Origin of the sequence: Anaerovibrio sp. RM50 (genome assembly GCF_000622005.1) — a bacterium.
Classification (GTDB): Bacteria; Bacillota; Negativicutes; order Selenomonadales; family Selenomonadaceae; genus Anaerovibrio.
Genome location: NZ_JHWV01000007.1, coordinates 146,137 through 156,731, shown reverse-complemented (window position 1 = coordinate 156,731; position 10,595 = coordinate 146,137). Strand labels below are relative to the sequence as shown.

Sequence of the window (10,595 nt, the reverse complement as noted above, 5' to 3'; positions counted from 1 at the left end):
ATGGCATGATTCAAAGCATGTCTCGTGTCGCCCATTGCATTGATAATGGGCCTATGGAAGGTTTTTGGGGCATATTGAAAAGAGAATGTTATTATGGCAAACGCTTTACAGATAGACTCAGTCTAATACATACAATTAAATCCTATATTGCTTACTACAACAATAAACGTGTTCAGCGCAGCCTTGGCATTTTGACACCAATAGAAAAACACAATATGTATATGGCCGCATAAAAAAGGCCGACAGAACAATGGCTGTCGACCAAAGAAAATTTATATTTTTTTACTGTCCTCTTGACGGGTAGCAGTTCATAATCCAGACTGCTGTTTTTATTAGGATATGAGGTAGACAGATATTTTTTACCAAGCTATAAAGGGTATCGCATATTGCGACACCCTAATTCTACAAAAGCAAAGGAAAGTAGGTATTTCCTTCATAAGGAGGAATATAAAAAAGCAATTGACTAATATAAGGTGTGAGGTAAACCGATATTTTCGGATTAGCTACTTATAAATCAACCATACTACCAGATGAATTAAAATGAAAAAACATTGACAGCATTCTGTTTACATTCGAGGTGGGTCGATATTTTCGACTTGGCTAGTTATAAAGGGTACCGCCTATTGTGATACCCTTTATACGGAATTACGTAATAAAAATTTGAAAGCAGATATTCAAGACAATTTTCTTTAATAAAAATTAAGGTATAAAATTGGTATAAAATGGCAGTATCAAATTTTGCGGACCCCAATATTTATAAGATTAGCGCACTTATCAACATACCTTGTGTGCTATAATAGTAATCAAAGTGGGTATTAAGTGAGGGTGGACTATGATAATTAGTGCCAGCAGGCGGACTGATATACCGGCGTTTTACTTTGACTGGTTTTGTCAGAGATTAAAGGCGGGGTATGTGGATGTGGCAAATCCATTTAATCGAAAGCAGGTTAGCCGTATATCACTAAAGCCGGATTATGTGGAGTGCATTGTGTTTTGGACAAAGGACCCGGCCCCCATGTTAATGGGATTGGACGAGCTTAGGGATTATAAATATTATGTACAGGTGTCCATAACTCCTTACGGCCGCGATGTGGAAGAAAAACTTCGTGATAAAGAAGATATTATCAGCACTGTGCAGGAGCTGTCCAAAAGGCTGGGGCGGCAGAGGATAGTGTGGCGGTATGACCCTATTTTATTGAATGAAAACTATACAATAGAGGGTCATCTGGAGTGGTTCAAAAATACCCTTGGAGCCCTGTCATCCTGTGTGGAGCGGTGTGTTATCAGCTTCATCGATTTATATGCCAAGGCGAAGAAGAACACTCAGGGGCTTAATCTCCATGAGCTTTCTGAGGAGGAAATGAATGAACTTGCGGCGGGGCTTTCAGATATTGCCAAGGGCAGTGGTGTAACCCTTCAGACCTGCTCTGAGGCCATTGAACTGAAAAAGTACGGAATAGGCCATGGGGCCTGTATTGACGGGGACCTGGTGGAGCGCATAGCAGGCAAAACTCTTGATGTTGGCAGGGCCAAAACCCAGCGCCCCCTGTGCAACTGTGTGGAAAGCTTCGATATTGGTCAGTATGATACATGTATCCACGGCTGCCGCTATTGCTACGCCAATGCCAGTCTTAATCGGGCCAGACAGGGATTTGATAATCATAATTCCAACTCCTCGGTAATAACGGGAAATTTGCTGGGGGATGAACATATTACCATGCATGAATAGCGTAAAATACAGAGCAAGATGTATAATATTAGTCAGATAGAATACTGTAAAACTAGGTGATATTGATGAGAGATTTATTCAATGATTTGCAGCAGGGCCTTCAAGAAGCTGTTGATTACGAAAAAGGTACTGGTTCAGCCAAAGAAAAACTATGTGAAATTGATCAGCCAATGTCCCAAAAATTAAAGAAACAAGATAGTATTCACGGTGAAATAGGAGGCGAGAGCTATGGGGATAATTAGCGGCTTGATGGGAAATGCTTCCCAGACCAACATTGAAGATGTAAAAAAGGATTATGCCAAGCTCCTTGGGCAAAATGAAAAGGTGATACAGGCCTATCAGTGGATCAGGGATTTGATGATTTTTACTGATTATCGGCTTATATTGGTGGATATTCAGGGGGCAACGGGCAAGAAGGTGAATTATCACTCCATTCCATACAAGAATATCCGTCATTTTGAGGTGGAATCAGCAGGGCATTTTGATCTTGATGCAGAGCTGAAAATCTGGGTGGCAGACATGGGAACTACGCCACTTGTAAAGACCTTCAGCAAGGATGCTGATGTGTACCGGGTACAGGCTCTTTTAGCGGAGTGTATCGGACGGTAAGGGGAATTACAATGAAAGAATACAGAACAGGCTGTATATCCGTGATACAGAACAACGCCAGAACTGAGGGGAAAGGACCGATGTTTCTTTCCGAGGCGGCTGTTGCCAAAGTTCAAAGGATTCATCGTGGATACCCTGATTATCATGAGACTCCGCTCCGTAGGCTGGATGCTATGGCGGAAAATCTGGGATTAAAGGCGTTCTTTGTAAAAGATGAGTCACAGCGATTTGGACTGAATGCCTTCAAGGGGCTGGGTGGTCTCTACGCCCTTACCATGGTTATTTGTCGGGAGCTTGGCCTTGACGTGGAGAAAATTCGCTTTTCTGATTTGAAGGGGGCGGAGTATAGGGAGACTGTTCAAAAGATGGTGTTTGTAACCGCCACGGACGGAAATCATGGAAAGGGAGTCGCCTGGGCGGCAGGACAGCTTGGCTGCGAGGCCCATGTTTATATGCCCATAGGCTCCAGCGAGCTTCGGGCTCAGGCCATTCGGGATATCAATCCCAAGGCGGAGGTCATTATCACGAAGACCGGGTACGATGATACTGTACGCTATGCTGCGGAGGTAGCGGAAAAACGTGGCTGGATACTGATTCAGGATACCAGCTGGGAGGGATATGAGGATATTCCAGCTTGGATTGTCCAGGGATATACAACCATGGCGGAGGAAGCATGCAGACAGATGGAGGAACAGGGGCTTGTGCCTACCCATGTGTTTTTGCAGGCCGGTGTAGGGGCCATGGCTGGAGGAGTAACGGGATATCTGGCCAATCGCTACGAGGGCGGGAGACCGGCCATCGGCGTGGTGGAACCGGAAAATATGGCCTGTATTTATCAGTCTGCTCTGATGGGGGACGGAGAACCCCACGAAGCAGTGAATCAGGCACCAACTATCATGGCGGGGCTTAACTGCGGTGAACCATGCAAAATCACATGGCCGATTCTCAGAGACTTTGCGGATTGGTATTTCAAATGTCCGGATTATATCTCAGCCTATGGCATGCGTCTGCTGGCGGCACCCCAGGGGGCAGATCCCAAGGTGGTATCCGGAGAAAGCGGCGCCGTGACCACTGGCCTTGTAAATCTTATTGCTGGGAAAGAAGAATATGAGGATATAAAAAAGCTTTTGAAGCTTGGCCCGGATTCCGTGGTCCTATGTATCAGCACGGAGGGAGATACGGATCCAGTGCATTATCGGAAGATTGTATATGAAGGAAAGAATCCAATGCCGCAGCAAGCATAATTATAGGATTATGTGCTGATGTGTGCTGCAGGCCATCCGGGCGGAGTGTGTAAGGTAGTAAGCAATAAAAGGACTAATGCATAAATTTGCATCAGTCCTTTTTGTTTACTCGTATAATTTGTCAGCGCTCAATAATATATACCTATCATCAGAATACTCATATCCTGATAAAGTCACGAATCCTATATTTTTAATCTCTATATTTTCAGGTATAACTTTTAGCTGTTGAAGCTCCTTTGCCATGTCATTCTTGCCTAGTGGATTATCATGGTACTTTACTTCATAAAATGAATACCCTTTCTTATGTTTTATAACGCAGTCGAATTCACCACTTTTATGTTCCTTGGGCATGTTATACCAGAATGTACCAATATCCATAACATCGTCCATAAAACCTTTACGGGTTTGACGCATAAAGTATTCCCGGCAAACCTCCTCGAATCTGTGGGCGATAAAAGTCTTTATTGAAGTAGCGATATATGAGCTATAGAAACTATCTGCACCAATTCTGGAGATTACATCTGCATTTCCATAAACGAAGCTATAATAAAATCTAATAAGATTATCTGATATTTCGTAAAAAGTTTTTTTCTTGTCTCCAGCTTTGTTAATAGGGTAAACCTTTCTGATTATTTCCATTTCAAGGAGGTTTTTAAGCTGTTTGTCTAATGTGCCATTGGTTTTGGCACCGATGGCTCCCTCTATTTCGCTATAACGCTTCTTGCCATTTGCCAATGCCGACAAAATCATATTGGCATTGGCTACCTTAGAGAATTCTGCCAATAACACATTTTCGATATAGATACGTATTGGGCTGCTTGAGGACAAAATCAGTGAACAAATATTGTTTGCCAAATTCTTTTCCACATCTAGCAAGGCATTTGAAAAGGGCATACCTCCAAATACACTATATAACTCTATTTTTTCCCGCACACTCCGCTTAGGGTAAAAAGCAGCACTATCATAATAATCAAAAGGCTTGACGTGCATAATAAGTGAGAAGCGTCCGAACAAAGGATTTTCTTTTTCAAGAAGCTCCTTCATCATTCCAACATAGGAACCCAGCAGTACAAGCTTTATATTTCCCCGCATTTGGTCAATAATATTCTGAAACATTGAATCAACATATCTGCCATCACTTACCTGTTTCAAATATTGGTATTCATCTATGATAACAATAATATCTTCATCTAAAGAACCAAGATATTCAAAAGCCGCCTCGAAGTCAGCAAAGTGCAGGAATTTATTGTTAAATAACTCCTGTATTTTTTGCTCAAAGCGCTTGACATTGCGTTCAAGGGAGGTTAATAAACACTCAATGTAAAGTACCTTACTGGTTGAATCCTTAACAGATTCCAAAATCAGGGTACTTTTGCCAACCCTTCGTGTACCGTAGAGCATTACAGCCTGCTTGCCGTTTTTTATGAATTGCTCTTTCAGTTGATTAAGCTCTTTATTACGACCAATAAACATATTCTCACCACCTATATTATACTGAAAATGATTTCACTGAATTCGTTTTCAGTATAATATAATATCCTCAATACTATTGTCAAGTAAAGAATAGTACCATGTAAAATATTTGGTATGTGCCAAAATGGCTGGGCGTTTTGCTGGCTGTGTAATCCCCGCGCGAGCGGGGGTAATCCTTGATGTATTTGTAATATTGGTGTATGAAGGAAGCAATTTTGTTAATGTGTTTCTAGATGTTAATACGACATCTGGGAAATTTTTTTATGTGAATTGGGAAAGCAATAGTGAAAAAATAATAGAACGAGGATAATGTTTGAAGATATATAAAAAGATTGATTATTTTACATAAAAATATTAAAATGTTACATATAAAAACAAAAAAGAAATAAAGAGATAGCGTTAAAGCTATATACATTATAGAGAATGCAGAAATGTTATGTGGAAAAATAAGAAGAAATGGGGTATTATTTTGGGTAAGAAAGATTCCATTACAAAAGACTACACGGGAAATCCGGACAGATTTGCAGATATGTCCGGATTTTCTATTTCCCCGAAAAGTTGATTTGCCAATAAATACCTTGGGCCGTATAATTAATATGTTATTTTATGCAATTTTGAATAGTCTGTTACAATTTTGAATAGGCTGTCGCATTTTTGAGACAGCTGTTACTATTTTAGATAGGAGTTTACGTATGAACGATTATATAAAAGAACGGGAAGAGAGTGCCAGGAAGCTGGCGGCGGAGCAGGTGCTGCCAAATGTACAGTGGTTCCCGGGCCACATGACCAAGGCCAGAAAGATTATCACCGAAAATCTTAAGCTGGTGGATGTGGTAATTGAGCTGCTGGACGCACGCATTCCATACAGCAGTGCCAATCCAATGCTTCAGGAGATTATTGCGGGGAAGCCAAAGGTGGTGGCCCTTAACAAGTCAGATCTGGCAGATCCTGCCATTACCAAAAAATGGGTTGCATATTTCCGCAGTCAGGGTGTTCAGGCGGTGGCAGTGGATGCCACTCAGGGAAAGGGCACCAAGCAGCTGGTGAAGATGACTGAGGAGCTGGCCCGTTCCAAGACGGAAAAGCTGGTATCCAAGGGAGCCAAGGCACGCTCAGCCAGAGTGATGATTCTTGGTATTCCAAATGTGGGAAAATCCTCTCTTATCAATCGTCTCGCCGGCTCCAATAAGGCCAAGACCGCGGACAAGCCGGGTGTAACCCGTGCCAAGCAGTGGATTCGCCTTGCTGACAGTTTGGAGCTGTTGGATACCCCTGGTATCCTTTGGCCGAAGTTTGAGGATATGAATGCGGGCCTTAAGCTGGCCTTTACAGGTGCTATCAATGATGAGGCGGTGGACCGTGAGCTTATCACCGGGGTGTTCCTTGATACCATGATCAAGCTGTATCCGGAGCGTATTAAAGAACGCTACAAGATTACAGATGAATTGCCGGAAACCTCTGGCGAGCTCTTGGAGATTATCGGCAAGAAGCGTGGCTGCCTTGTAAAGGGCGGTCTGGTGGACCTTGAAAAGGCACAGCGTATTGTTCTTACTGATTTTAGAAGCGGCAAGCTGGGCACCATCAGCCTTGATGTACCACCTGCTATTGATGCACCATCTGCTGCAGATGCAGCGGAGAATTCTCAGGAGAAGGATTAATGAATATTGCAGACTTGTCGATAAAACAAATAGAGGGTTTGTTTGCGTCCGGGGATGTCACAGAGGAGCTTTTGGAGGCTCTTAAGGCGGATCAGCGGGCAGCAGCAGGCAAAATCCTCAAACGCTATGAAAGACAGCAGAAGGAAATATCCCGGGTCAAGGCCATGTATCGCTACGAGGATGAGGCCAGAAATCAGGGGCTCAATGTTATTGCGGGGGTTGATGAGGCAGGCCGTGGTCCTTTGGCGGGACCAGTATCAGTGGCGGCAGTCATTCTTCCGGAGGGGCTTATTATCCCCAAAATCAATGATTCCAAGAAGCTGTCCGAAAAGGTCCGCGATGAGCTTTATGATGAAATAATGGCCAAGGCTGTGTGCGTAAAACAGGTCTTTGTGGATGAACGCACCATAGACAGGGTAAATATTTTACAGGCCACCATGAATGGCATGTACGAAGCTATATTTGCCCTTGAGCCACAGCCGGACAAGGTGCTTTTGGACGCAGTGAAGCTGGAAAATCTTCCCATGGCTTCCCTTTCACTTATCAAGGGTGATGCCAAGTCTGCATCTATTGCGGCTGCTTCTATTATTGCCAAGGTTTCCCGTGACCGTCTCATGGATGAATACGACAAAAAATATCCTGAATATGGCTTCGCGGGGCATAAGGGATATGGCACGGGAAGTCACATTGAGGCCATACGCAAATATGGGCCATGCCCAATTCACAGGCTGTCCTTCGAGCCTATAAAATCCATGGTGGAGGAAGCTGAGGAAGTGGGCAGCTTATTTGATAACTGATAAGCAATAATTTTAATAACGAGCTTTAAGATGTCCCCTTCCTCTTTAGGTGGGGGAAAACAAACTACAACAGCTGGTGAGAATATCTCCCAGCTCGTTGAAACGCTAATTGGAAGATTTTTCTTCTAAAGAAGAAAAATTTGAACAATGGCGTTATAATCAGTAAATAAATTGGTATCCAGGAGGTGGAAAGGCCTTGCCAACTAATGTTACAGGAATGACGCCCTCAGTACAACCTGCGGAGCGAACACAAGAGACTAAAGGTGACAAGCTATCGGTCAAAAGAGACGGAGGCGGCAGTGCCGGTTCTGCCTTTTCACCCCGTACAGATGTCAATATAAAAAATTCCATAGATAATATGGCGGGAGTCCTGTCAAAGATTTCCACCCATCATGCTGAAGCGGAGAATGCCATTCCAAGTGAGCTGAAAAATATTATTCAGAACATTATGCGCAATGCCTTTACTTTGGAGGGCACTGTGGGAGAAGGCGTGGGCAGTTCATTGGCCAGCCAGCGTTTTTCCGTGGAGCAGCTTAATACCCTGGGCAGAATTATGTCACAGCTGGGGCAGATGGCTGATCAGGGGAAGCTGGGAGATTTTTCCGAGGGTCTGCAGACAGTTTTTGATAACTTAAAGGCAGTTCTTGGCAATGACAGCTCCATGGAGCCTGTTAATATCAACAAATTGGCCTTTCAGCTCATGCAGCTTCCGGAGGGTGAGGAAATGCCAAAGCAGCTGGAACAGCTTCTTGCCCAGCTGGCATCTGTAACCAATCCTCAGCCATCGCAGGGGGCCCAGCAGCCTACAGAGGGCCTTAGTATCTTAAATAAATTGGTGGATGCATTTTTCCCTAAGAGTGCATTTACTGGTGATGTAGCCCAGTCACAGCCTCAGCAGGGGAGTGCCCAGGGGACTATGACGGGTAACTCTGCTCAAATGGCTTCCCCAAAAGGACAAATGGCCTTTCAGACTGGCCAAATGGCCCAGCCGGGGACTGCTGGTACTACAGCCAATAATATGCCGGGGGGAAATACCATGGCCGGCAATAATGTTATGGCTGGAAATAATATAATGTCAGAAGGGGAAGCTATGCCTCAGGGGGCTCAGACTGCCCAGAACGTAGCTGGGGGACCACAAGCCGGGCAAGGGGCCAATGCCATGCCACAGGGTGGCCAGAATATTACAAATGGCCAGACTGCACAAAATGGACAAAATATTCAAGGCCAGCCCCAGACGGGCCAAGCCACCGCCAATGCCAATACTGCCACAGCCGCCAATACAATGGCTGAAAATACTGTTATGCCTCAGGGAAATCAGGCCAATACCGCGGCCATGTCCCAGGGGCCACAGGGGACAGCCCAGCCACAGGGGAGTCAGACTGCCCAGCCAAATACAGCTATGCCTAATCAGTCAGCCATGGCTGCAGAGGAGGGCAGTGCCCAGTCTCAGACCAATTTCACCATTCCGGGCCGTGAGACTATTAACGTGCGCCTCAATAATGTAGGAATGGCTTATGAGGGTACCTCTGCAAGAATGAGCGGTCCCGTTGAGCAGAATCCGCTTTTCAGAAGTATTTTCAATCGTTTTGGGCCTCAGCAGCCTATTGAAAATAACAATGCCCCTGCCAACACCACCCAGTATCAGCTGCCACAGATGGACAGCCAACAGGTGGCTTTGGCCTTAAAGGATGCAGGGCAGCTTATTATGAAAAATATGGAGCTGACTCCAAAGGAGGGTCAGCTTCTTAACAATTTTATCAATGAAAATCAGGGGGCACTGTCCGAGCAGGACGCCAAGCAGCTGAATACGTTGCTTCGCACCATTGAGGGCAATATGCCGGCTTCAGTACAGCAGGCGGCACAGAAAATGGGCTTTGACGGACTGCCAAAGCTGTGGGCATTTATGCAGCTGGCGGATATCAGTACCCTGAAGAAAATGAAGGGCTATCAGTACAGAAGTGCCAGTAAGGAGATTGTTAATTTTACCAATGCCATAAAGGGCTCCATGGACAGCGACGGCGCCTTCAAGGCCGACGGCCAGAAGTCAATTTCCTACATGATGCCTTTGTATGTGGGTGATGGCACACTCAGCTATCCTGCGTACCTTCATATTTACGATGAGCCGCCCCATGAGGACGAGTACGGCGTTACCCGCAAGGATACGTGGTTCCGCGTTTGTGTGCTCACTGATGAAATAGGTGCCGTGGACGTGGTCTGCCGTCTTTATGATGGCAATAATCTGAATCTTCGGGTAGTGTTCTCGGACAATGAAGCGGTGGACGAATTCAAGGATTATCTCCCGGATATCCGCAAGGCACTTTACAATACACCGATTAACCTAACTGACTTAAAGATAGGAACTGTAAGCAATGATGAATAGAGGACGAAAACCTCACGAGGAGCCGGAATGGGATCCCCTTGCTGAGAAAAAAGCCGTAGCGCTTAAATACGACCCGGAAAAGAATATGGCGCCAAAGGTTGTGGCCAAGGGCAAAGGACACGTTGCCGAGAATATTCTTGAGGCCGCCAAAAAGGGCAAGGTACCTGTTTATCAGAATAAATCTCTGGTAAATATGCTGATGGCTCTGGAGCTGGACAAGGAAATTCCTACGGAGCTCTATACAACTGTGGCTGAAATTTTGGCTTATGTGTACAGGATTGACCAGCGGCGCAAGGATATGAAAAATCAGATGCCGCCAGTGAAAGGCTTATAATGAACAACAAGATTTTGGGAGCCAAGGGCGAACAGGCGGCGGCACTGTATTTGGAGAATCACGGTTACTTTATCCGTGAGAGAAATTATAGGGCCAAAACCGGGGAAATTGATATTATTGCCAGCAAGGGAGATACCATATCCTTTGTGGAGGTAAAGACCAGGGGCTCCATGAATTACGGCACCCCTGCTGAGGCAGTGAATTATTACAAACAGCAAAAAATAGTCCGCACCGCCCAGGCTTATATCAGATATAAGGGACTTCATGATTACTGTTACCGCTTTGATGTGCTGGAGGTTCTGGCCCCCAAAAGCGGCGCCATGAGCTTCAGGCTTATTGAAAATGCTTTTGAGGCGGGCTGATGAAGGATT

The 10,595-nt window shown here is 44.9% G+C and carries 11 protein-coding genes; 10 read left to right on the top strand and 1 reads right to left on the bottom strand.

Annotation, left to right across the window (positions count from 1 at the left end):
• The 5 genes from T525_RS15860 to T525_RS0106010 all read left to right on the top strand — a co-directional run.
• Positions 1-233, top strand: a 233-nt coding sequence (locus T525_RS15860) for an IS3 family transposase (RefSeq protein ID WP_156945617.1), incomplete at its 5' end; no start/stop codon positions are given.
• Between the two features lie 599 nt (positions 234-832).
• Positions 833-1,729, top strand: a complete 897-nt coding sequence (locus T525_RS14405) for a DUF1848 domain-containing protein (protein WP_037325300.1) — start codon at positions 833-835, stop codon at positions 1,727-1,729.
• 65 nt (positions 1,730-1,794) lie between these two features.
• Positions 1,795-1,971 carry a hypothetical protein gene (locus T525_RS16275; protein ID WP_156945615.1) on the top strand — a complete coding sequence of 59 codons (177 nt, stop codon included), beginning with the start codon at positions 1,795-1,797 and terminating at the stop codon, positions 1,969-1,971.
• Positions 1,958-2,338, top strand: a complete 381-nt coding sequence (locus T525_RS0106015; protein ID WP_027406469.1) for a PH domain-containing protein — start codon at positions 1,958-1,960, stop codon at positions 2,336-2,338. The genes T525_RS16275 and T525_RS0106015 overlap by 14 nt, the downstream gene beginning before the upstream one ends.
• A gap of 11 nt (positions 2,339-2,349) precedes the next feature.
• Entirely contained in the window at positions 2,350-3,582 is a 1,233-nt protein-coding gene (locus tag T525_RS0106010) for a diaminopropionate ammonia-lyase (RefSeq protein WP_027406468.1), read from the top strand.
• 105 nt (positions 3,583-3,687) lie between these two features.
• Here T525_RS0106010 and T525_RS0106005 read toward each other — a convergent pair whose 3' ends face one another.
• Positions 3,688-5,055, bottom strand: coding sequence for an ATP-binding protein (locus T525_RS0106005; protein WP_027406467.1), 1,368 nt, complete (start codon positions 5,053-5,055; stop codon positions 3,688-3,690).
• Between the two features lie 692 nt (positions 5,056-5,747).
• Here T525_RS0106005 and ylqF point away from each other — a divergent pair.
• The 5 genes from ylqF (at position 5,748) to T525_RS0105975 (ending at position 10,586) form a co-directional block, all read left to right on the top strand.
• Entirely contained in the window at positions 5,748-6,713 is a 966-nt protein-coding gene (gene ylqF / locus T525_RS0105995) for a ribosome biogenesis GTPase YlqF (protein WP_051533444.1), read from the top strand.
• Positions 6,713-7,510, top strand: a complete 798-nt coding sequence (locus T525_RS0105990; RefSeq protein ID WP_027406465.1) for a ribonuclease HII — start codon at positions 6,713-6,715, stop codon at positions 7,508-7,510. Before ylqF ends, T525_RS0105990 begins: the two co-directional genes overlap by 1 nt.
• A gap of 196 nt (positions 7,511-7,706) precedes the next feature.
• Positions 7,707-9,890, top strand: coding sequence for a hypothetical protein (locus T525_RS0105985; protein ID WP_156945604.1), 2,184 nt, complete (start codon positions 7,707-7,709; stop codon positions 9,888-9,890).
• The gene (locus T525_RS0105980) at positions 9,880-10,224 is read left to right on the top strand and encodes an EscU/YscU/HrcU family type III secretion system export apparatus switch protein (protein WP_027406463.1); all 345 of its coding nucleotides are present in this window, start codon (positions 9,880-9,882) and stop codon (positions 10,222-10,224) included. The genes T525_RS0105985 and T525_RS0105980 overlap by 11 nt, the downstream gene beginning before the upstream one ends.
• Entirely contained in the window at positions 10,224-10,586 is a 363-nt protein-coding gene (locus tag T525_RS0105975; RefSeq protein ID WP_027406462.1) for a YraN family protein, read from the top strand. Before T525_RS0105980 ends, T525_RS0105975 begins: the two co-directional genes overlap by 1 nt.
• Positions 10,587-10,595 lie beyond the last annotated feature (9 nt).

Bases quoted from the DNA above. Each gene is read 5' to 3' on its own strand.
- T525_RS0106010 (WP_027406468.1), top strand. From the start codon at position 2,350: ATGAAAGAATACAGAACAGGCTGTATATCCGTGATACAGAACAACGCC.
- T525_RS0105990 (WP_027406465.1), top strand. From the start codon at position 6,713: ATGAATATTGCAGACTTGTCGATAAAACAAATAGAGGGTTTGTTTGCG.
- T525_RS0106015 (WP_027406469.1), top strand. From the start codon at position 1,958: ATGGGGATAATTAGCGGCTTGATGGGAAATGCTTCCCAGACCAACATT.
- T525_RS14405 (WP_037325300.1), top strand. From the start codon at position 833: ATGATAATTAGTGCCAGCAGGCGGACTGATATACCGGCGTTTTACTTT.
- T525_RS0105975 (WP_027406462.1), top strand. From the start codon at position 10,224: ATGAACAACAAGATTTTGGGAGCCAAGGGCGAACAGGCGGCGGCACTG.
- T525_RS0105980 (WP_027406463.1), top strand. From the start codon at position 9,880: ATGATGAATAGAGGACGAAAACCTCACGAGGAGCCGGAATGGGATCCC.
- ylqF (WP_051533444.1), top strand. From the start codon at position 5,748: ATGAACGATTATATAAAAGAACGGGAAGAGAGTGCCAGGAAGCTGGCG.
- T525_RS16275 (WP_156945615.1), top strand. From the start codon at position 1,795: ATGAGAGATTTATTCAATGATTTGCAGCAGGGCCTTCAAGAAGCTGTT.
- T525_RS0106005 (WP_027406467.1), bottom strand. From the start codon at position 5,055: ATGTTTATTGGTCGTAATAAAGAGCTTAATCAACTGAAAGAGCAATTC.